The 20,853-nt window shown below is 43.6% G+C and carries 18 protein-coding genes; 9 read left to right on the top strand and 9 right to left on the bottom strand.

Features of this window, described 5'->3' with window-relative positions:
• Window positions 1–99 precede the first annotated feature (99 nt).
• Complete coding sequence (gene acnA / locus D9603_RS05870; protein ID WP_128730618.1) at window positions 100–2,838, top strand: aconitate hydratase AcnA; 2,739 nt, start codon at window positions 100–102, stop codon at window positions 2,836–2,838.
• A 199-nt stretch (window positions 2,839–3,037) separates the two neighbouring features.
• Here acnA and D9603_RS05865 read toward each other — a convergent pair whose 3' ends face one another.
• On the bottom strand, window positions 3,038–3,799 hold the full coding sequence (locus D9603_RS05865) for a hypothetical protein (protein ID WP_128730617.1): 762 nt from the start codon (window positions 3,797–3,799) through the stop codon (window positions 3,038–3,040).
• A gap of 95 nt (window positions 3,800–3,894) precedes the next feature.
• Between D9603_RS05865 and D9603_RS05860 the strand changes: the two genes are divergently transcribed.
• From D9603_RS05860 to D9603_RS05850, 3 genes are all read left to right on the top strand, one after another.
• Complete coding sequence (locus D9603_RS05860; protein ID WP_125251534.1) at window positions 3,895–4,332, top strand: hotdog fold thioesterase; 438 nt, start codon at window positions 3,895–3,897, stop codon at window positions 4,330–4,332.
• A 78-nt stretch (window positions 4,333–4,410) separates the two neighbouring features.
• Complete coding sequence (locus D9603_RS05855; RefSeq protein WP_128730616.1) at window positions 4,411–4,629, top strand: hypothetical protein; 219 nt, start codon at window positions 4,411–4,413, stop codon at window positions 4,627–4,629.
• Between the two features lie 171 nt (window positions 4,630–4,800).
• A complete protein-coding gene (locus tag D9603_RS05850) occupies window positions 4,801–5,886 on the top strand; it encodes an NAD(P)/FAD-dependent oxidoreductase (protein ID WP_128730615.1) in 1,086 nt (361 codons plus the stop codon).
• Between the two features lie 5 nt (window positions 5,887–5,891).
• Here D9603_RS05850 and D9603_RS05845 read toward each other — a convergent pair whose 3' ends face one another.
• The 5 genes from D9603_RS05845 to D9603_RS05825 form a co-directional block, all read right to left on the bottom strand.
• Window positions 5,892–6,428, bottom strand: a complete 537-nt coding sequence (locus D9603_RS05845) for a DUF4124 domain-containing protein (RefSeq protein ID WP_128730614.1) — start codon at window positions 6,426–6,428, stop codon at window positions 5,892–5,894.
• 4 nt (window positions 6,429–6,432) lie between these two features.
• Complete coding sequence (locus D9603_RS05840; RefSeq protein ID WP_241651598.1) at window positions 6,433–7,263, bottom strand: transporter substrate-binding domain-containing protein; 831 nt, start codon at window positions 7,261–7,263, stop codon at window positions 6,433–6,435.
• Window positions 7,264–7,581: 318 nt separating this feature from the next.
• A complete protein-coding gene (locus D9603_RS05835; protein WP_128730613.1) occupies window positions 7,582–8,322 on the bottom strand; it encodes a phosphoadenylyl-sulfate reductase in 741 nt (246 codons plus the stop codon).
• Window positions 8,323–8,360: 38 nt separating this feature from the next.
• Window positions 8,361–10,082 carry an assimilatory sulfite reductase (NADPH) hemoprotein subunit gene (gene cysI / locus D9603_RS05830; protein ID WP_128730612.1) on the bottom strand — a complete coding sequence of 574 codons (1,722 nt, stop codon included), beginning with the start codon at window positions 10,080–10,082 and terminating at the stop codon, window positions 8,361–8,363.
• Between the two features lie 44 nt (window positions 10,083–10,126).
• Entirely contained in the window at window positions 10,127–11,941 is a 1,815-nt protein-coding gene (locus D9603_RS05825) for an assimilatory sulfite reductase (NADPH) flavoprotein subunit (protein ID WP_128730627.1), read from the bottom strand.
• Between the two features lie 297 nt (window positions 11,942–12,238).
• Here D9603_RS05825 and D9603_RS05820 point away from each other — a divergent pair, with 297 nt between their 5' ends.
• Window positions 12,239–13,849, top strand: a complete 1,611-nt coding sequence (locus tag D9603_RS05820) for an endonuclease (protein ID WP_125251529.1) — start codon at window positions 12,239–12,241, stop codon at window positions 13,847–13,849.
• Between the two features lie 94 nt (window positions 13,850–13,943).
• On the opposite strand, the gene D9603_RS05815 is transcribed toward D9603_RS05820, so the two are convergent.
• Both D9603_RS05815 and D9603_RS05810 read right to left on the bottom strand, forming a co-directional pair.
• Window positions 13,944–15,110 (bottom strand): DUF3103 family protein, encoded by a 1,167-nt coding sequence (locus D9603_RS05815; RefSeq protein WP_128730611.1) that lies wholly within the window; start codon window positions 15,108–15,110, stop codon window positions 13,944–13,946.
• Window positions 15,111–15,228: 118 nt separating this feature from the next.
• The gene (locus D9603_RS05810; RefSeq protein ID WP_125251527.1) at window positions 15,229–15,609 is read right to left on the bottom strand and encodes a hypothetical protein; all 381 of its coding nucleotides are present in this window, start codon (window positions 15,607–15,609) and stop codon (window positions 15,229–15,231) included.
• Window positions 15,610–15,787: 178 nt separating this feature from the next.
• Between D9603_RS05810 and D9603_RS05805 the strand changes: the two genes are divergently transcribed.
• The 3 genes from D9603_RS05805 (at window position 15,788) to D9603_RS05795 (ending at window position 18,870) form a co-directional block, all read left to right on the top strand.
• Window positions 15,788–16,492: a hypothetical protein gene (locus tag D9603_RS05805; RefSeq protein WP_128730610.1), complete on the top strand. Its 705-nt coding sequence runs from the start codon at window positions 15,788–15,790 to the stop codon at window positions 16,490–16,492.
• Window positions 16,493–16,582: 90 nt separating this feature from the next.
• Window positions 16,583–17,203 carry an endonuclease gene (locus D9603_RS05800; protein ID WP_128730609.1) on the top strand — a complete coding sequence of 207 codons (621 nt, stop codon included), beginning with the start codon at window positions 16,583–16,585 and terminating at the stop codon, window positions 17,201–17,203.
• 311 nt (window positions 17,204–17,514) lie between these two features.
• The gene (locus tag D9603_RS05795; RefSeq protein WP_241651597.1) at window positions 17,515–18,870 is read left to right on the top strand and encodes a S41 family peptidase; all 1,356 of its coding nucleotides are present in this window, start codon (window positions 17,515–17,517) and stop codon (window positions 18,868–18,870) included.
• Between the two features lie 216 nt (window positions 18,871–19,086).
• On the opposite strand, the gene D9603_RS05790 is transcribed toward D9603_RS05795, so the two are convergent.
• A complete protein-coding gene (locus D9603_RS05790) occupies window positions 19,087–19,968 on the bottom strand; it encodes a LysR family transcriptional regulator (protein ID WP_128730608.1) in 882 nt (293 codons plus the stop codon).
• 107 nt (window positions 19,969–20,075) lie between these two features.
• On the opposite strand from D9603_RS05790, the gene D9603_RS05785 reads away from it, so the two are divergent.
• Window positions 20,076–20,642 carry an NAD(P)H-dependent oxidoreductase gene (locus tag D9603_RS05785; RefSeq protein WP_128730607.1) on the top strand — a complete coding sequence of 189 codons (567 nt, stop codon included), beginning with the start codon at window positions 20,076–20,078 and terminating at the stop codon, window positions 20,640–20,642.
• Window positions 20,643–20,853: the final 211 nt, after the last annotated feature.

Raw genomic sequence — 20,853 nt, 5'->3', positions numbered from 1 at the left:
AACACTAGGACTATAAATGTACAAAAATGCAGCAGGTTTGCAATTGGTACATTCCATGCAAATTTCTTTGCATGATTAGAATAAGGAAAAGGGTCAAGCATGAACAATTCATATAATACCCTGACTCAGCTTACCGTCGGCGAGCGTCAGGTGCACATTCACTCACTACCAGCGTTGAGCGATAGGGCAAAGAGACTGCCATTTTCTCTGAAAATCTTACTCGAAAACCTACTACGCCATGAAGATGGTAAAAATGTTACTGCCAAGGACATCGATGCGCTACTAAACTGGAAGCCTGAAGAAAAACCTAGCAAAGAGGTGGCTTTTACCCCAGCCCGCGTCGTAATGCAAGACTTCACCGGCGTGCCCGCAATCGTCGATCTTGCAGCAATGCGTGATGCGATGGCAAAGCTAGGTGGTGACCCAAATAAAATCAATCCCCTGTCTCCTGCTGAAATGGTCATAGATCACTCAGTGCAAGTAGACGAATACGGTCATGATGGCGCATTTGATTTAAATGCAAAACTTGAGTATCAACGCAATAAAGAAAGGTATGAATTCCTGCGTTGGGGGCAAGGCGCATTCGACAACCTAAAGGTTGTGCCACCAGCAACGGGTATCGTGCATCAGGTAAATTTAGAGTATTTGGCACGAGTCGTGTTTGAAAAAGATATCAATGGCATGCCCTTCGCCTACCCCGACACACTTGTCGGTACAGACTCACATACAACCATGAACAACGGCCTTGGCATATTAGGCTGGGGCGTAGGAGGGATTGAGGCTGAAGCCGCAATGCTTGGTCAACCTATTTCCTTACTCATCCCTCAAGTGGTTGGCTTTAAATTAGAAGGTCAATTACCTGAAGGAACAACCGCAACCGACTTAGTTCTGACAGTAACGCAGATGCTACGTGAACACGGCGTTGTGGGTAAGTTTGTTGAGTTCTTTGGTGATGGCTTAGCTGACCTGCCACTAGCTGACAGAGCCACGATTGCTAATATGGCGCCTGAGTATGGTGCCACATGTGGGATCTTTCCTATTGATGATGAAACCCTTGAATACCTTCGCCTCACCAACCGTGACGAAGAGAAGATAGCGCTGATTGAAGGTTACGCAAAACATCAAGGCATGTGGCGCGAGCCCGGTGATGAGCCACTTTACACCGACGTTTTGACACTAGACTTAGCGACTGTCGTTCCAAGTCTTGCAGGTCCAAAGCGCCCACAAGATAGAATCCCTCTCAATGACGCCGGTAAAATTATCCAAGCCCATTTAGGAGAATTTCAACATGAGCGCAGTGAAAAAAATGCCGCGTCGGATCAAGATGAAGCTCGCACCGTTAGTGAAGGTGGGACTTCTCGGGTTGACCAAAACGAACCGGCAATCCTTGGTGTTGGTAAGGTTAAATTTAAAAAACAAGAGTTTGAATTAGTCGACGGTGCCTGCGTTATTGCGGCTATCACAAGCTGCACAAACACCTCAAACCCAAGTGTCATACTTGCTGCTGGCCTTGTCGCAAAAAAAGCCAAGGCACTTGGGTTAAAGCCCAAGCCTTGGGTGAAAACGTCATTAGCTCCAGGCTCAAAAGTAGTCACTGATTATCTAAAACAAGCTGACCTTTTAGCGCCACTTGCGGAACTCGGTTTTGATTTAGTCGGCTACGGCTGTACAACTTGTATCGGTAACTCCGGCCCATTACCAAAAGAAATTAACGACGCCATCGTTAAGCATCAGCTGGTCGTCAGCTCAATTCTATCTGGAAATCGTAACTTCGAAGGGCGGATCCACCAAGATGTAAAAATGAACTTCCTCGCATCGCCGCCACTTGTCGTGGCCTATGCAATCGCAGGGCGAACTGATATTGACGTCTACAATGAAGCATTGTGCCAAGCTGATGACGGACATGATGTATTCTTAAAAGACATTTGGCCATCGGTCTCTGAAGTCAGTGAACTAGTTTCTCAAACTGTGACCCAAGCCATGTTTGCTGAAAACTATGCCGATGTTTATCAAGGGGATAAACATTGGCAAGAGATCGCTGTTAATCAAAGCGAACGCTATCACTGGCAAGATAGCTCTACTTATATTCGTAAAGCACCCTTTTTTGATGATATGAGCAAAGAGCCACCAGGGATCCCAAGCATCAAAGGCGCAAGGTGCCTTGCTAAACTCGCAGATTCAGTTACTACCGATCACATCTCTCCTGCCGGGAACATTAAAGCGTCAGCTCCCGCTGGAGAATATTTACAATCACAAGGCGTGAAGCAAGCGGATTTTAACTCTTATGGCTCACGCCGTGGTAATCATGAGGTAATGATGCGTGGCACCTTTGCGAATGTGCGCTTACGCAATCAGCTAGCCCCGGGTACCGAAGGAGGGATCACTAGGTTATTACCTGATGGCGCTCTTATGAGTATATTTGATGCAGCTGAACAGTACCGACAACGTAATACACCATTGGTGATCTTAGCCGGTAGTGAATATGGTACAGGCTCATCGAGAGATTGGGCTGCTAAGGGTTCATTACTCCTTGGCATCAAAGCAGTTCTGGCAAAAAGTTATGAGCGTATCCATCGCTCTAATCTTATTGGTATGGGTGTGTTGCCTTTGCAGTTCAAACCAGACGAAGGTCATGAAGAGCTTAGTTTAAGTGGTGAGGAGGAATTTGAAATAGAAGGGATCTACGACACCGCAACTGAAGTCATCGTTACCGCCAAAAATGCCAAAGGTGAGGAAAAACAGTTTTCAGCAGACATTCGCATAGATACCCCAAAAGAGTGGGAGTACTATCAACATGGTGGGATATTACAGTATGTGCTGAGACAAATGCTCAATTAATCTAACAACATTAGAAGAGCATAGCACTTAAGCTGAAATCAGCGCTATGCTCTACTTTGACACCGAGCTTCAGCGAAGCTCGTTTTCTGTTGTCATCGCTGTTATGCCAGTGCAAACTTGAATCACCTGAACTGTGAATATTTCAGGGTTTTCGAGCGTTAAAGAGTAAGCGCACCTTACCCAAACTTCAGGTTAAGTATCAAAACCGTCCCGTATAAATAAGTGTAACAGTGTTAAGATCGGCATCGTTTAGATCCGACCCTAAACCAAATCGAACCGCTGAATGAGCATTAAACCAGTACTCTGTTTGCAGCTCAACGATTGACTCATTAAACTCTTCTTCTTGTAGCCTCGCAGACACCGCAACTTGCCAGCTTTTGTTGAAGTAATAACCAGCTTGTACTTGCCAAAAGTCCGTATCTGCTGCCACTTTTTGCATCTTCACATCCCACCCAACACCATCCTCAACCTCGGTATACCTAAAAAAGGGCGCAAGTGCTGTTTCAGTACTATGATCATCTACACCAAAGCCATCAAATTCTGAACGTTGACCGATAAATGTTAAGCCTAACTGCATATTTCGACTGACGAAACGACCCACCTGTAACAGTGCAATGGTATCTTTGGTGGACACAGAAAATGCCTCATCATCACTAAATTGAGTGACATCTACCGCCACCCGCCAGTGCCGCCCAATAAACAGCTCAGCATCAGCTTGGTACAATTGCCAATCATCATTTGTAAATCCCCCAATGGAAAAGTTATCGCTTTTCTGTAAATACCCCTGCAAGCTATAAGGTGTGCTATTGTTTTTCAAAGTTGTCAGATAATGCTTATAATGAACACCTAAGAATCCATCCTCAATTTCCAAAAACTCACCGAAACCGATACTTACTTCGTGTGAATTGGCTGCACTCATACCGGAATAAAGTAATAACCCAAGTATTGGTAGTACTCTCATGTTTTCCCCTTTACGTTAATGCAAAGATTGTAACGATGAGAAAAAATCGCCATAGTAAAAAAATGTAAGCATATGTATAAGAAAAGGAGACAAACATGTCCATTTGGTTTTCCCCAATTAGCCTTGAGTTGTGTAAATCACTAGATGAGGGAGCGACGGGTAAAGGTACATTAATGAAAACTTTGGGTATCGAGATTAGCGAAATAGGCGATGATTATCTTGTAGCGACTATGCCTGCGACCCCTCAGCATCACAACCCGATGGGAATTGTACATGGTGGTGCAAATGTGGTGTTAGCGGAAACCGTCGCAAGTTATGCGGCAAACTTTGTCGTAGATACCGAACGATTTTACTGTGTCGGTCAGGAGATTAATGCAAATCACTTAAAAGCCTCGCGAAACGGTATACTGCGAGCTGTTGCTAAACCTATCCACCTAGGAAAACGCTCTTCAGTGTGGGAAGTACGCATTACTAATAGTAAAAATGAACTATGTTGTATCTCACGAATGACAGCAGCAGTGGTATCACGTTAAAGCTTGATCTACCACAATTCATAACGATGCAATTCACCTCATGATTATTGCACCAACAAGCATGGTGAGGTGAATATAATGTCGGCTTCCAAACTCTGGCCTTTACACCTACTTATCGTATCAGGGCTTGCGCTCATTGTGATAGGTCATACTATACTGACGACTCAATGGCTGCATGAGTTGGGGCCAAAGGGGCTTGTAGTAGGTGCCAGCTGTATTGCTCTTGGCCTTACTTGCTCACTACCCACCAAAATCTATCTTACTATTTTACTCATGCGCCGCGAGCATAAAGGGTGATATGTTCTGAGCTTAATTTCAGAAGTCTGTTAGTTAACTACAATAATGTCTAAGTGCAATGGAATATTGAGTTATAACATGTGGTGCCTAATGCCTAGTTGCTCAGTATTACTTGATATTAGAGTGTGATTACTGCACCCTAAACCAAGAGTTTGAGATAGGCGTTAAACAGTGGATAAAGTTGATACTATCATTATTGGCGCGGGCGTTGTCGGCCTTGCTATTGCAGCAAAGCTTAGCCATAACCGTAGTGTGCTTGTCATCGACAAGGAAACTCATGTTGGCGAACATACCAGTAGCCGTAACAGTGAAGTAATCCATGCCGGAATTTACTACTCTTTAGATAGCCTCAAGCAGCTGTTATGTGTTAGGGGTAAAGCGCTTCTTTATGCACGTTGTAAACAACTTAATATCCCTTACAAGCAACTCGGTAAGTTTATCGTCGCGACCGATGAAAGTGAGGCGCAGCAACTCGACGCAATCAAGCAGACAGCGTATAACAACACCGTCACGGATCTGAGCTTCGTTTCGTCTCAAACCATTAGCCAACAATTAAGCCATTTAAGCATTCACAGTGCGTTGTTTTCTCCTACCACTGGTATTGTGGATAGTCATCAGTTGATGCTGTCTTTGATTGCCGAAATTGAAGCCAACGGTGGTATTGTTGCAACCCAAACAGCATTCATGGATGTTCAGAAGCTGGCCGAAGGCTTTGTCATAGCGATGCGCTGTAAGGACGAGCATTATGAACTGTGTTGTAGTCAACTTATTAACAGCGCAGGGCTGTCAGCGTCTGATATACTGAACAAAATAACTGGTAATAACCCCCAAGTGGACGCTTATTATTGTCGTGGTCGCTATTACCGCTATCAAGGGAAACACCCATTCCAACACTTAGTTTATCCTATTCCAAATAGACATGGCCTTGGGATACATGCCACATTAGATTTGGCTGGACAGTTAAAGTTTGGGCCTGACACTGAGTATATAGACAACATAGATTATCGTTTTGACGACTCGCACAAGGCACAGTTTATAAAAGCGATAACTCAATACTGGCCACGACTCGACCCCTCTAGACTGACACCAGACTATACCGGGATCAGGCCAAAGCTCAGCCGCCACCAACAAAGTGATTTTGTGATTCAGTTCGAGGCAACACACGGTATCGCTAACTTTGTCAATTTGATGGGGATTGAATCTCCAGGCCTAACTGCAAGCTTAGCGATTGCTGAGTATGTTGAGCAGCACTTATAGACTGTTTAGCGGTTTTCCTTTAGCGCCTCATCTATTTTTTTTGCTCTCTCATCCATTAACTTTTGTACGTCTTGGGTGTCCTTCATTAACTGCTGCACCGCAGCAGGGTTTAACGCTGTCGGTACTGCTTTTGAAGAGGAGTTATTGGGCTCTTGTTCAGCCTTGGCGGCAAGAATACTTGTATCTTCAGCTGCTATAACTGTAATTTTACTCTCGTCTATTTGATATGCTTGAGAATGGCCATGCGGGTTTGGCTTATCAGAATAATGCCACTGTCCCTTTGCATCCTGCCAGCGATATACTTGTGTATGCGAACTCGACGCTGGCTTACTGTCACCTAACAAGTCGTTTGTATATGATTTGACTTGATCCATTGCATCTATTCCTTGGCGCTTCAACTCATTTGCATTGTGTTCTACCGACTGGGTTATCGACTGCACACTTAACCAAGGCTTTCCATCTGGTCGTTTGAGCACAAATAAACAGGCTACTGCGACTAGCATGACCATAATCATCAAATAACTCGCGGCTTTCATTTTCATCTCTTCATTGTCCTTTGAGCCCATACTTTAGCAGTATCTTTTTAAATTGTTCAGTCTTTTTAAAGTCAGTTAGAAAATGATTAAAATCATTGCAAAGCGTTTTTGCTTTTTGACTGTATCCAAATTGTAATTGCAATGGTGCAACATCAGATATACCTTGAATCACTAGCTTCTCATCAAAATGGGCATGTTGTAGCTGGTACCAACGTAGGGTAGGTTTGCCGATAATAGTAAAAGCGATTGCCTTATGCCCCCCACCGGCGAGCACAGATAAAACATCATGCTCAGAGTAATAATCTTTCCTCTGTAACTGGTCATGTTCTAAATATGGCTCCAACTGAGGGTAGGTATAGCCAAAACGCCCAAGAAACAAATGCGATTTTACGTCCGTCATATCAAACTGTTCGGCTTGTTTATGTGTCACGATCACATCTTCAATAACATAAAGGGGCTCACTCCAACACATCGGAGTTATACCTCGATACCACAGCTCTGATTCCATTCTAACCTCAACTGTTCCCTTTTCGATTTCAACTGATGAGCGCCTTTCAGGGTACAGTAGATAGTTGATTTTATATCGATACTGCGCTGCGAAGAGTTTAAACACATCAATAATAAGCCCTTGCTCAGCGCCATGCTCAATAATAAAAGGAGGGTAATATTGAATGGCAAAATTAATATGCTCCTCACTACTAGCAACACGCCCCGATACAACAGCCAGCAAAGTGCAAAGACATGTACAGAAATAACCCACTTTTACAAACGAGATCAAAGCCACCTCCTCGACTTTGATTAAGTAATAGTCTAAGTATGACTGATAGCCACCAATTTCCAAGTTAATGCCTTTGATAATTCGGCTCAGTTATATGAGGCATACACACAAAAATAGACGAATACGCGTCTTTGGGTAACACTGGTTTTTTCAAAATTGACTGGATGCTCAAATGAGCATAACAAGGAGGGTATTCATGAAGTACACACCGCGTTGCTTGGTGATAATCAAACTGTAGAGCGCGCTTGTACCGCTCTATCCTCGCCCACAGCAGCCAATTAAGGTATAAGGTGGATTGACCTGCATGGGCGAGGCGGCGTCTTTTATGCAACAATGCTCACGATATGGTAGCCCGAGGTTGAAACGTTGGCGTAGTTGGCATTAAATACCATCACCATCAATATGTAACCCACATTCGCGATTCAGACCAAAGAAGCGCGTTTCTTCCTCAGTCATACCTGGCTCGAGCTTGCGAGTAGTATGTACATCCCCCATTGATACATAGCCCTGCTCCCACAGTGGATGATAAGGCAGATCAAATTTGGTGAGGTATTGGTATACATCTCGATTATGCCAATCAATGATAGGATAGAATTTAACAGTTCCTCGACTTAACTCAACAATCGGTTTGTCAGCGCGTGTCGCAGACTGTTGTCGGCGCAGGCCACTAAACCATGTACCTGCATTAAGCTCACGCAATGCTTGAGTCATGGGCTCCACTTTATTTAGGGTATTATACTGCTTAATCCCCTCTTCACCTTGCTCCCAAAGCTTGCCGTATACTGCTTCTTGCCAAGCTGGACTTTGTTTAGCGCGGTATATTTTAAGATTAAGTGCCAAGCGCTCTGTTAACGATTCAATAAATTGATACGTTTCCGGAAACAAGTAGCCCGTATCGGTCAGTACCACTGGAATATCTGGTTGTTGTTGAGTCAGAAGGTGTAGCATCACCGCTGCTTGAATACCGAAACTAGAAGACAAAAAGTGAGTATCCGGTAAATTTTCCAGTGCCCAAGCGACTCTCTGCTCGGCTGTTTTATCACTCAATAAGGCATTAGCATCAGCAAGTAACATTTGCTGGGTTGCGCCATCAAGAGTTAATATTTGTTTAAAATTACTCATTTTCTCATCCAATGGGCAGCTTAGCTGCCCGTTCTAAGTCAAGCGTGGAAATCAGTTTTTGATACTTTGACTTCCGCAACAATTTCTTTGCGGATAACATAATCACCAAAACACTCGCCTTCGTTACGCTCTTTAACCCACTGCCCAATCAGCTCATCAAGAGCGGGAAGAAATACCTCTTCACCGACATTTTCCAAGTACAGTTTAGGAATACGAGTACCCGCGCGGTTACCGCCTAAATACATATTGTATTTACCAGGTCCTTTACCAACGAACCCAACTTCAGCTAGCATCGCTCGGCCACAGCCATTAGGACAACCAACGACACGAAGAATAATATTCTCCTCAGCCACCCCATGCTTAGCGAGCAAATCTTCGACTTGTGTTACAAGCCCTGGTAAATAGCGTTCTGCTTCTGCCATTGCCAATGGACATGTTGGTAGTGACACACATGCCATGGAGTTTTTGCGCTGCTCTGAATGCTTACCATCAATCAACCCATGCTCGCGGGCGATTTGCTCGATTTGCACTTTATCTTCAGCTGCAACTCCCGCAATAATTAAGTTTTGGTTTGCTGTCATGCGGAAATCCCCTTTGTGGATCTCTGCAATTTTGCGACAACCTGTTTTAAGCGGTTTATCTGGGAAATCTAAAATACGACCGTTTTCGATAAACACCGTTAAGTGATGCTTACCATCAATCCCCTCAACCCAACCAAAACGGTCACCACGGTGGGTGAATTCATAAGGACGGCTTGGCTCAAATTTCATACCGGCACGGTTTTCAACTTCCGCTTTAAACGCCTCAGTGCCAAATGTATCTAGCGTATATTTAGTTTTTGCATTTTTACGGTTTACTCGGTTACCCCAGTCACGTTGCACAGAGACCACATGCTCAGCAACGGCAAGCGTGTGCTCAAGCGGAATAAAGCCAAGGTCATCAGCTTTGCGTGGATAGGTATTCACGTCACCATGGGTCATCGCCAAACCACCGCCCACAAGCACATTAAAGCCAACTAGTTTGCCGTCATCAGCAATAGCAACAAAGTTGAGGTCATTGGCATGCACGTCTACTTCGTTATTTGGTGGTATGGTTACCGTGGTTTTGAACTTACGTGGTAAATACGTATCACCCAAAATCGGCTCGGCCGTTGTTTCCGTTTTTTCACCATTCAACCAGATCTCTGCGTAAGCTTTGGTTTTTGGTAGCAAGTGTTCTGAAATTTTAGCCGCCCACTCGTACGCTTCTTGGTGTAACTCAGACTCGACCGGGTTAGTCGTACATAACACGTTGCGGTTTACATCACCTGCCGTCGCAATAGAATCAATACCTACGCTATTCAGCAGCTGGTGCATCCCTTTGATGTTTGGCTTCAATACACCGTGGAACTGGAAAGTTTGACGCGTTGTTAGACGAATGCTCCCATACATAGTTTTATCCGCTGCAAACTCGTCAATCGCCAACCACTGATGTGGTTTAATGATACCGCCAGGCATACGAGCGCGAAGCATCACGTTATGCAGTGGCTCAAGGCGTTGCTTAGTACGCTCAGGGCGGATATCGCGGTCGTCTTGCTGATACATACCGTGGAAACGGATCAATTGGAAGTTATCCGCAGTAAAGCCACCGGTTAGCTGATCGGTCAGATCCGTTGAAATTGTGCCACGTAAGTGGGCACTTTGTGACTTCAAACGCTCATTATCAGAAAACTTTGCGTTTGCATCGAGCTTACTATTCGGTTTGATTTCAGAATTGCTCATTGTCTTTCCTACATTAAAATTGGCTGACGGTATAACAAGACGTGTTAGTAAACGTCTTTCTGATAACGGTTTGCGCTGCGCAATGCTTTAAGATATTGCTCAGCTTGTTCATCATCTTTCCCTCCATGGGTTTTAATGATGTCGATAAGTGCTTGATGTACATCTTTAGCCATTCTAGTGGCATCGCCACAAACGTAAAAATGGGCACCCTTTTCAAGCCAAGCAAACACAGCTTCGCCTTTCTCTCTCAACCTATCTTGCACGTAAATCTTTTCTGCCTGATCACGGCTAAACGCTAAATCTACATGGGTTAATAGACCCGACTTTACGTATTTTTGAATTTCTACTTGATATAGGAAATCTTCAGTGAAGTGTGGATTGCCAAAAAACAGCCAGTTTTCACCTTCAGCGTCTCGTGCTTCACGCTCTTGTAGGAAGGCTCTGAACGGCGCGATACCAGTACCTGGCCCTACCATAATCACAGGTGTTGTATTGTCACTCGGCAACCTAAAGTTATCATTATGCTCACTGAATACTTTAACTTTGGTCCCCTCTTCAGCACGATTCGCTAAGTAGCCTGAGCAGCCGCCAAAGTGTTTTTCACCAAAAGCATCAAACTCCACTAAGCCAACGGTGAGATGTACTTCCTCTTCAACTTCCGCTTGACTTGACGCGATGGAATACAAACGCGCTTGCAATTTACGACAGCAATCAACCAACGCTTGCGCCTCAATGTTCGCAGGGTTTTGTTTAATCACATCAAAGATCTGTCGCTCTTCAATATAGGCACGTAATGCCGCTTTATCGTTTGCAAGTGCGCTTAGTTCCTCATTCCCAGTCGCTATCGCATATTTTTCAACAAAGCCTGGATATGACTGTGTTAGCTCAAGATGCTCAATTAAGGCTGTTTCTACTGAAACAGTTAGGTCACCCAGCTTGACAGTTTGCGCTTTATCAAGGTTAAGTACCTCAAGAGTAGCAGCCACTTCTTGTGGATCATTTAAGAAGTACACGCCAAGAGAGTCTCCTGGTTGATAAGTAATATCAGAGCCTTCAAGTGAAATCTCGATATGACGAACATCTTTACTGGAATTTCTCCCGGTTATTTTTTGAACCACATTTAGCTCTGCTGCAAACGGATTTTGTTTGGTATATTGACTGGCGACAGGCTCTGGCATGCCATAGGGCATGTTGATGACATTACCACCTCCGGTTTGCTGCGCTTTGAGCTCTGGCTCAAATATATCTAATGCTTGTGTTATCCACTCTTGTGCTTGCGCTTCATAGTCTACATCTAAGTCAATACGGGGGACGGCAATCTCAGCACCTAACGTGCCTAGGCGCGCTTCAAAATCTTTTGCTGTCTGGCAGAAAAATTCATAACTGGTATCTCCAAGACCGATAACAGCTTGTTTCACGCCAGCAAGTTTAGGGGCTTTTTTACTCACCAAAAATTCATGTAATGCTTCAGCGTCTTCAGGCGGTTCACCATCACCATAAGTTGAAACAGCAATCACCAAAAACTTTTCTTTTTTTAGGTTAGCTGGTTTGTAATCTGCCATATTAACGAGCTTGGTCGTCAATCCCCGCGCTTCAGCTTGGGTCTTGATAAGCGTTGCGACGCCTTTTGCGTTGCCAGTTTGTGAACCATATAAAATAGTTAATGGTGCAGAATCACCAACACTCACAGTTGCTTGACCAGCTACACCTGATAAAGCAGCTGAATTGGCTGTCGCTGCTAAGTAGCCACTCACCCATGCCTGCTGGATTGGATTTAGCTCCCCAACTAAGCCTTGTAATTTTTGCAGTTGTTCATTTGTCAGCGGACTTGCTGCAGCACTAAGTTGACTTAACAACATCATGGATCCCCGTACCCAAAAGGTTTGCTTGCTCATTGCATCATTGGCTCGCTCACAGCGGAGCCTGCTTTTATAAGCCTGAAGCATACGTGGCAAAAGATAAGATCAAAAAGAATAGAATCTGCTTTTATATTCCTTTTAGTTATTGAAGATGAAAAAGTCCAAAGAAAATAACTTAAAAGAAGTGCAATATTTAGCCTTTAAAAGTATTAACATTGCCGTAACAGAGTTGATGTAAAATCAACCTGTCAAATAGACAAATCAATAATATAGATAATGATAATAATGAGAGTAAAAATGAAACACGGGAAATATAAACACCTGCTCATCGGGTCGTGCTGTTCACTATTGAGCCTAAACGCCACTGCACAAGTGCAAAATGGCAGCTTTGAAAGTTGGAGTGGACAGGCTCCAAGTGGATGGACGACGATTGATTCTGGGATAACGCTATCTTCAGTCACAAGCCCTGTAAAAGATGGCAACTATGCTGCCGCAATTCAGGTTAATACTGCAACTCAAAGTAGTACAGACTTGCAACAACAAGTTAATGTTGAAGCGGGAAAAAGCTATCAATTTAGCGCATGGGTTTATCATACTGAGGGTGGTGTCAAAGCAAGGTTAGTGGTGGATGGCTATCATGGTTACTCAGACCAGTTCAATGTCGGACAATGGCAGCAGATTAATCACACCTATACAGCAACCGCAACGACTACTATCAATGTTGGTTTACGCTTTTATGATGGAAGTGGCTTTGATGGCAGTGAAACCGTTTATGTTGACGGCTTTGCACCAAGTAATGTGACGCCAGAACCACCGACAAGTTGTCAAAGCAACAGCTTAAATCTTGCTTTGATCACTGATAACTATGCCAGTGAAACCAGTTGGAAAATTACCAATACCGCAGGTAGTACAATGGCAAGTGGCGGTAATTATAGCAACAACCAATCCGTTAACGAGGGAATTTGCCTTGCCGATGGTAATTACACCTTCACTATTTTAGATAGCTACGGTGATGGCATTTGTTGTAGCAATGGTAGTGGGCAATATACTTTAACACATGGCTCTAAAACGATTGCATCTGGGGGACAGTTTACCAGCCGTCAAGATCATAGCTTTAGCCTTGGTAGCACGTTACCACCACCAACGGGAGATGGATACTACGCCACTACCGCGGGGCTAAGCGGTTATGCACTTAAAACGGAACTGCACCGTATCATCCGAAATCATCAATCTCAGGGCTACTCGGCAATTTGGGGCTTCATAGATCAAAGTGAACGAGATAACTACTTTGAAAAAGATAATAGTATTCTTGATAGGTACTCTGAAAAACCATCGGTAAGTGACAGCATCACTTATGTTTCAACCGGTTCACAGTGTGGCACCTACCGTGTAGAAGGAGACTGCTATAACCGTGAGCACTCTTTCCCTAAATCTTGGTTTGGCGGAAAAGTAGAGCCGATGAATTCAGACATCCATCATATTTTCGCCTCTGATGGTTATGTTAATTCAAAACGGAGTAACTTCCCTTTTGGTGAAGTCGGCAGTGCCTCTTATACCTCAAGTAATGGTAGCCGCGTAGGTTCTGCTACAGGTATTAACTATAGTGGTACTGTATTTGAGCCTATCGATGCTTTTAAAGGAGACTTTGCTCGCGCCTATTTTTATATGGCAACACGCTATCAAGATGTTATCGCTAACTGGCAAAATAACACCAGCTATAGTGATGCTGTATTAAACGGTAGTCAGGATCAGGTATTCGAGACTTGGGTTGTTAATATGCTAAAGAGATGGCATAACGAAGATCCTGTTGATGCGCTTGAACAAGCTCGCAACCAAGCGGCTTATGAGTTCCAAGGGAATCGTAATCCTTTTGTAGATCACCCTGAATTTGTTGAAGCCATTTGGTAATGTAAAAGTCTAAAATTAGTCTTTACAACCTAGTCCTCCTTACGAGGAGGACTAGCCTGCACATCTTATCAAAAGTTGTTGTAATAGAATTCCACTAACGCGGATTTATCGTCAATGGCTCTAAGGTTATCTTGGCGTTGCCGCTTGCCCCCATATGATTGGTATAACGCTGACCTTCAAATAAGGTGTAGTACACATCCACGTAATCATCGTCATTAGTAAACCAGTGACTTGGCATGGCCTTTATCAATTGGTTGGTTAGCTGTGGGATCAGCGCATATCCCTGAACGTTTGGATCAGGGATCGCACGCATCACTTGTGTCACAATATCTAAGAAAGTTGTCGCCAATTCTTGATAATTGGTGTTGTCATCCTGTTCCATCAATAACAAATCAGCCGCTTGCCAACGATATCTTTCCCAGTGAATGATAATTTGATTTGGTGTGTAGTCTCTACCATCATGATCTAGATATGGCATATCAACAATATCAAGTACAGGCTCGTCGCGCGAAGGGTTAACACCTGTCACAATACCATATACTTCTGCTGCGCCAGACACCCAAGGCTCTTGGTCATTATTCAACCTAATCTTTTTTAGCACACTGGTAGAAATCGGCGCAGCTTCGTCATTAGCCTGCATTTCAGCCGATGGCATCATCATTCCTTGCTTTGCAAATACTCGCTTCATGACCTCAAGCCCTTCAGCTTTGGTTTTCTTTGCGTCAAGCTCCACGATAAGCACTGGCCGCTCAGGCATCTTGTGTGCATCCAGTAAATGCAATTGTCCATGTTGATCGAATGCTTCGACATATTGCCACGACTTATCATCGCCCTTGGGTGCAAATGCGATTAGAGGCACTTCACCTTGCTGCCATTTTGTAAGCATTTGGCTTGAGGCAATACGTAGTTGATAAAGGTTAGATGTGTTATCAGTTAACCCTTTCAACGCACGAGTGTATTGACTAGCCTCTGTCATTAACTTTGCAGCCGCCCCACCAACTTGCAATTGTTCTAATGAGATAGTGTCTTGGTATTCACTAAGCTGGGTCTGTACTTGAGTATTAATTTGATTAAGCGATAGTGCTAAATTTTTTGCTATCTGTTTCTTTATATCTGCCACCTGAACAGGTGCTGCGTTAAAAACATCAAGCCCTTGAAGTGAGCTGTAAGCATTTGGCGTCTGTGCAGTAGCTACGCTTGAAAAAGTTACACTACCAAGCATGGCAAGTGTTAGGGTAGAAAGTGTTACATGTTGTTTCATCTTGCGTTCCTAGAAATAATCCGTCTTAGTGAACAAACAAGATAAAACAACAGGAATAATTTATCAACAAGTTAACAACGTTAACATATAAAACAATTTATTCTAAGTTTTAGAGTTTTTATTCTTCAATTGGGTAGAGCGTTATTTCTATTCCAGCACCAATTGCAGAAATTCTGAGCAACGTATCAACATGCAGTGCTTGAGAAAAGCACTTTGGAGACTTGCCAGAACTAAAACCAATATCAAAGGTGCGTTTTGTGCAACTAAGCCATTGCTTTAATGCGACCTTGGAGCAGGACTCAATCAGCTCACACAGCTGGTTAATCGCCTTATCAGGTGTTAGTTCGGTAGTGTTCGCTTCAATTCTAGCCAACTGACGATAATCATCTTGATCATAATGCAACACGATAGCGTTTTTCTTCAAATCTGAAACTAACGTGCTGATATCTTGCTTAGACTCTAGTTCCAAATCGACATTTAAAAATTGAATTTCAGACATGTGTTAAAAGCTACCTTGTAAAACTAAATGTTATAATGGCTTAATAACCTGAGATTTTGTAAAAGTAAGCAATTACCTAATCTACACTTAGGTTATCCAGAATGCGACAATGTGACGCATTCTACACTGCGTATGTTATCGTTATCATATTCACGAATAACTAGAATAACATATTGTGATGATTAAAAAACTGCTAAAGCCTGCCCGTAAACTCCATAAATATCTTGGTTACTTACTCTTCCTCCAGATTTTTGCCTGGCTGCTTGGGGGCTTAGTGATGAGTGCTATTCCTCTAGAAAAAGTGCATGGCAAACATCTTGCTTTGCGCAAACTCGATAATCCGTTTTCCTCTGCTGACTATCGTGCTGACATCAATAAATTAGTACAGCAGTCAACGAAGTTGGAGCATATTCAGTTTAGTCACTTTCTTGGTTTACCTATCATCAAACTAAATCATGACGAGACACAAGTATTTAATGGCATAACTGGCGCCCCTCTGGCAGCACCTAGTAAAATGCAAATAATTCAGCAAGCTGATAAACATGTATTAATCACTGCACAGGTGATTAGCGCGACACACCTTGCCCAAGGGCCTAGAGAAATAGGTTATAGAAAAAACGTATGGAAAGTTGAGTATGGTGATGCGCTCAATACCACACTTTATCTGAGCGCAAGCAATGGAGAAGTCATTACAGTGCGTAGCAGCCTTTGGCGTATTTTCGATTTTTTCTGGATGTTACACATTATGGATTACGACGAACGTGAGGACTTTAATAACCCATTACTTGTCTCATTTGCGGCAACAAGCGTCTTATTCTGCATAACCGGTTTATTGCTATTACTACAGTCTCCTCCTTGGCGTAAACGCCGACGGTATACATAATACGGCGTGTACCGCCCTATTTCGTTGTTAGTATTGATGAGTTTTTTGATATAGTGATATTCCCTGTATTCCACCCTAAGGTGAGAGGTTATGTCACGCTTTTTCTACATTATAGTGCTCTACTTCTTTGCACTAACCGCCAGTGCGCAAGATTTCAGCTCTTTCTCACAAGCTAAGAAATATCTTTCAAAACAGGTCACTGAAGATAGCCGCACCTTATATTGTAACTGTGGTATCACCAAGCGGGGTAAAAAGCTGGTACCCGACACCACAAGCTGTGGGTATGCCGCTAGGTTGCCTTATACAAGAAACGGCAAAGAAAATGCTCGAGCAAATCGCATTGAATGGGAGCATATAGTCTCGGCATGGGAGTTTGGTCATCAACTGCAATGTTGGCAACAGGGAGGTAGAAAACAATGTCGAAAAGTGAGTGAAAAGTTTAGAAAAATGGAAGCTGACATTCACAACCTTGCCCCTGCTATCGGCGAAATAAATGGTGATAGATCTAATTACCGTTTTTCTATGCTCCCTAATACCGAAGCAAATTATGGCGCTTGCCCTGTTAAAATCGACTTTAAACTACGTCGTATCGAGCCGCCTTACTATGCAAGAAAACGCATTGCTGACGCCTATTTTTATATGGAAAAAACCTATGGTTTGAAAATATCGACTCAACAACGAAAGTTATTCACAGCTTGGCAGAAACAGTGATTGCTAGATGAGCAAAGCGATGCTAGCTTTTAGTTATACAACTAAAACAGGAACGTAAATACGATGCAACGTATTACTCTAGTTTTCGCATCAACAGTGATAAGCTTAGTATTAGCAGCATGCGGAGGCGGTGGTAGCGACTCCTTAGGCACTGACAACCCTGGCAATAATACTGGGCAAACCGAGCCGCCAATTTGGACATTTAACCAATTTTCACCTTCGAGCCAGTTCATTAATTACTGTGCAACGCCACGCACTGGCACCGACCAATTCAACAACGACAACCTTATCCCGATAAGGTTGGTACCGCTATGCACGAAAAAATGTGGCTCCGGTCTTTTACCAACGAAACTTACTTATGGTATGACGAGGTCATTGACAACGACCCTGCACAATTTGACACGGTTACTGATTACTTTGATCAACTGAAAACGAACCAAAAAACTCCTTCAGGTAATGATAAAGATCAATTTCACTTTTATGAGTCTTACGACAGCTTCCAAAAGCAAGCGCAAGCTGGGTTCACAACTGGCTATGGTATTCGCTGGGCAGTAATCTCTACTTTACCGCCACGCAACTTTACCGTTGCAGCGGTGGAGCCAAACTCTCCCGCCGCTGCCGCAGGCATTCAACGAGGCGATAAAGTATTATCCATTGATGGAATCGACTTTATCTCCAGCTCTGACAGTGCCACACTCAATGCAGGGCTGTCTCCTGCTCAAAGTGAACAGCATGAGTTCGTATTTGAAGACCAAGCAGGTAACCAAAAATCGGTTACTTTGACCTCTGTAGATTTCAAAACATCCCCCATTCAAAATGCTCAAATTATTAACTACGCGGGTAAGCAAGTAGGGTATGTGCAATTTAATCAGTTTATTCCAACCGCTCAAGATGGTCTAATCGAGGCGTTCAACCTATTCAAAACAAGACAGATCGATGACCTAATACTAGACATGCGTTACAACGGCGGGGGTCGTGTAATTATGGCGGCTCAGCTAGGTTATATGATTGCTGGGAATAATAGCCTAAACAAAACGTTTACGTTTAGTACCTTGAACGACAAGCGCACCGCAGAAGAAGAACGTACAGAGTTCGAGTCCAGAGTAATTAACTGGGCTGAAAACACCTTTACATCGACCAATTTACCAACTGTTTCCCTCCCTAGAGTGTATATCCTCTCAAGCCGAGGCACAGCATCTGCAAGCGAGAATGTGATCAACGGATTACGTGGTATTGATGTTGAGGTGCTTCTCATTGGCACCACTACGAGAGGTAAACCATACGGATTTGTACCAGCACAAAATTGCGGCACAGTTTACTACACAATTCAGTTTGGCTCAGAAAATGCCAAAGGCTTTGATGACTATGCTGACGGCTTTACACCCTCAGGAGCGTCCAGTAATGGTGAGATAGGTTTGTCGTCACAAGTACCAGGTTGTATTGTGGCTGATGACTTCTCAGAGTCACTCGGCAGTCAAAATGAAGATTTGCTCGCCGCTGCACTCTCTCATATAGATACTGGTAAATGTCCTGAGACTATCCAATCAGCTCCGAGGCTTGCACCTACGCAATATGGACAAGGAGATAGATCAGGTAATGCAGTGACGCTGCCACATTACCCTCTACGCGATAACGCAATCTTACTGAAGCCAAAGGAGTCACAGTGATCCGCATATTGTATTAATTGCGCTACTGTCTACAGGAAGTGCGAGCGAGCATATACTTACTTGCGCTTCCTGCTCAGCAAGCATAAAAAGCCAAACTAGCTGGGGTCTGTTGACCTTTCCTGTTTGATTTTTTTACCCTGAATATGGTTTGGTCGCGGCGCTCGGCTTACCGCCTAATAATCCAAGCAAAAAAGAAAAGCGTGCGCTAAAGAGCTGTCAGTTGTTAAAGTGGCGCTTTAACACCTCACATAACGCTTGTACTTTTGCTGTGCGATGTACTAACACATGGGTGACTAACCATACCTGACTACACCACCTTAGCTCCTCTTTTAGTATCGGCAGTAAATCAGGGTAGCGTCTCGCAACATTGTGCTGAACACCGCCAATACCAAGACCATTCACAATTGCTCGTGTAGCATCTGAAGTTTCTGATACTCTGAAGGTGACTTGAGACTCTGCAATATGCTCATCGACCCAAGCAAAATAAGGGACTCTAGCATTAAACCCACTCACCCCCGAGACGAAATTATGCTCCCGTAGTGCGTCTACTGTCGTCGGTATTCCCATACGCTTAATGTAATCGGAGGACGCGTACAATCCAGCTTCTAAAGTAGTCAATTGTTGCACCACGTAATCTGGTTCATCCGGCTTAGGTCCGGCTCTTACTGCAACATGTGCTTGACCGTGATCTAACCGCAAACGCTTTTGATCAAGCAACACTTCTAGTTGTACTTGGGGATGCTGCTGCTGAAAAGTAAGACAAGGCTCTGACAATATATCCATAAAACCACTGACTGTCGTCACTAATAGCTTGCCTCTTAGCTGACTATCTGATGCAACGATTGAGGTACTCAATTCCATCAAACGCTCGTCGATAATCGTCGCCGTTGCTAACAGCTTTTCCCCCGTTTGTGTTACTTGATAGCCACGAGCATGACGGTGAAACAAACGCGTACCTAACTCTTTTTCTAAGTTATTAATACGCCTAAGTACTGTACTGTGATGTATGTGCAGATACTCAGCTGCTGCAGACAGCGTGCCGAGCTTCGCTACTGTGTAAGCGACTTTGAGATCTTGCCAATCTGTGAATTTATCCATAACCACCTCTGTGCATATATGCACACAAGCATTGCGTTTATTCAGCTTTTATGCAAGTGAAATTTTGCTACTATAAATTCAACGAAACAAAATAAGGTATCAGCAAGATGACTACAGCTAAAATTATCGCTCTAGCAGGCAGTTTAAGAAAAGACAGCTATAACCAACTTCTCATTCAAGCCGCGGCAAATTATGCACTGGAAAGTGGTGCCGAGGTAGAGGTCGTAAAATTACGGGATTTAGATATTCCAATGTTTGATGAAGATCTAGAAGCTCAAGGTACACCACAAGGTGTTCAACTACTCAAAGAAAAGCTTCGTAATGCCGATGGGATCCTATTGGCTAGCCCTGAATACAACGGCTCATTTACCGCCGCGCTCAAAAACGCAATTGATTGGGCATCGCGTACAGAGCAAGGTGCAGTGCCTGCGTTTAGAAACAAAGTTGTTGCACTTTACGCCACATCACCCGGTGGTCTTGGCGGCTTGCGTGGTTTAAACCATGTTCGTGACGTACTATCAGGAATTGGCAGCCTAGTACTGGCAGATCAGCTCGCGGTTCCAAGTGCATTTAATACCTTTGACGAACAAGGTAAAATTAAAGACCCAGATCTAGCAGAAAAAGTTTCTAACCTTGCCCTGCAACTAGTATCTGTTGCAAGTAAACTAAAATAACGGGCAGGTAGCTTTGCATATATCTTGCTATGGACGTTTAGCTCATGCACACTAAGCGTCCAAAGCAAATGACAACTTTAACCAAACAGGTAATAATACCAATTTGACTTAATACTTGCTCAATTTGAAGGAGTCAATCTGACGCTAACCGCGTTAAAAATTTCTTATTTAGAACCACTAAATAGCAAAATTTTTGCCTAGTTATCGACAA

Source organism: Pseudoalteromonas sp. PS5 (assembly GCF_004103255.1).
Lineage (GTDB): Bacteria > Pseudomonadota > Gammaproteobacteria > Enterobacterales > Alteromonadaceae > Pseudoalteromonas > Pseudoalteromonas peptidolytica.
The sequence above is the reverse complement of the archived record's forward strand: the minus strand, read 5'-3'. Positions and strand labels throughout refer to the sequence as shown.

Coding starts and splice junctions, on each gene's coding strand:
- D9603_RS05805 (WP_128730610.1), top strand. CDS start 15,788: ATGATTAAAAAACTGCTAAAGCCTGCCCGTAAACTCCATAAATATCTT.
- cysI (WP_128730612.1), bottom strand. CDS start 10,082: ATGAGCAATTCTGAAATCAAACCGAATAGTAAGCTCGATGCAAACGCA.
- D9603_RS05835 (WP_128730613.1), bottom strand. CDS start 8,322: ATGAGTAATTTTAAACAAATATTAACTCTTGATGGCGCAACCCAGCAA.
- acnA (WP_128730618.1), top strand. CDS start 100: ATGAACAATTCATATAATACCCTGACTCAGCTTACCGTCGGCGAGCGT.
- D9603_RS05860 (WP_125251534.1), top strand. CDS start 3,895: ATGTCCATTTGGTTTTCCCCAATTAGCCTTGAGTTGTGTAAATCACTA.
- D9603_RS05790 (WP_128730608.1), bottom strand. CDS start 19,968: ATGGATAAATTCACAGATTGGCAAGATCTCAAAGTCGCTTACACAGTA.
- D9603_RS05795 (WP_241651597.1), top strand. CDS start 17,515: ATGCACGAAAAAATGTGGCTCCGGTCTTTTACCAACGAAACTTACTTA.
- D9603_RS05815 (WP_128730611.1), bottom strand. CDS start 15,110: ATGAAACAACATGTAACACTTTCTACCCTAACACTTGCCATGCTTGGT.
- D9603_RS05810 (WP_125251527.1), bottom strand. CDS start 15,609: ATGTCTGAAATTCAATTTTTAAATGTCGATTTGGAACTAGAGTCTAAG.
- D9603_RS05855 (WP_128730616.1), top strand. CDS start 4,411: ATGTCGGCTTCCAAACTCTGGCCTTTACACCTACTTATCGTATCAGGG.
- D9603_RS05825 (WP_128730627.1), bottom strand. CDS start 11,941: ATGTTGTTAAGTCAACTTAGTGCTGCAGCAAGTCCGCTGACAAATGAA.
- D9603_RS05845 (WP_128730614.1), bottom strand. CDS start 6,428: ATGAAAATGAAAGCCGCGAGTTATTTGATGATTATGGTCATGCTAGTC.
- D9603_RS05820 (WP_125251529.1), top strand. CDS start 12,239: ATGAAACACGGGAAATATAAACACCTGCTCATCGGGTCGTGCTGTTCA.
- D9603_RS05865 (WP_128730617.1), bottom strand. CDS start 3,799: ATGAGAGTACTACCAATACTTGGGTTATTACTTTATTCCGGTATGAGT.
- D9603_RS05800 (WP_128730609.1), top strand. CDS start 16,583: ATGTCACGCTTTTTCTACATTATAGTGCTCTACTTCTTTGCACTAACC.
- D9603_RS05785 (WP_128730607.1), top strand. CDS start 20,076: ATGACTACAGCTAAAATTATCGCTCTAGCAGGCAGTTTAAGAAAAGAC.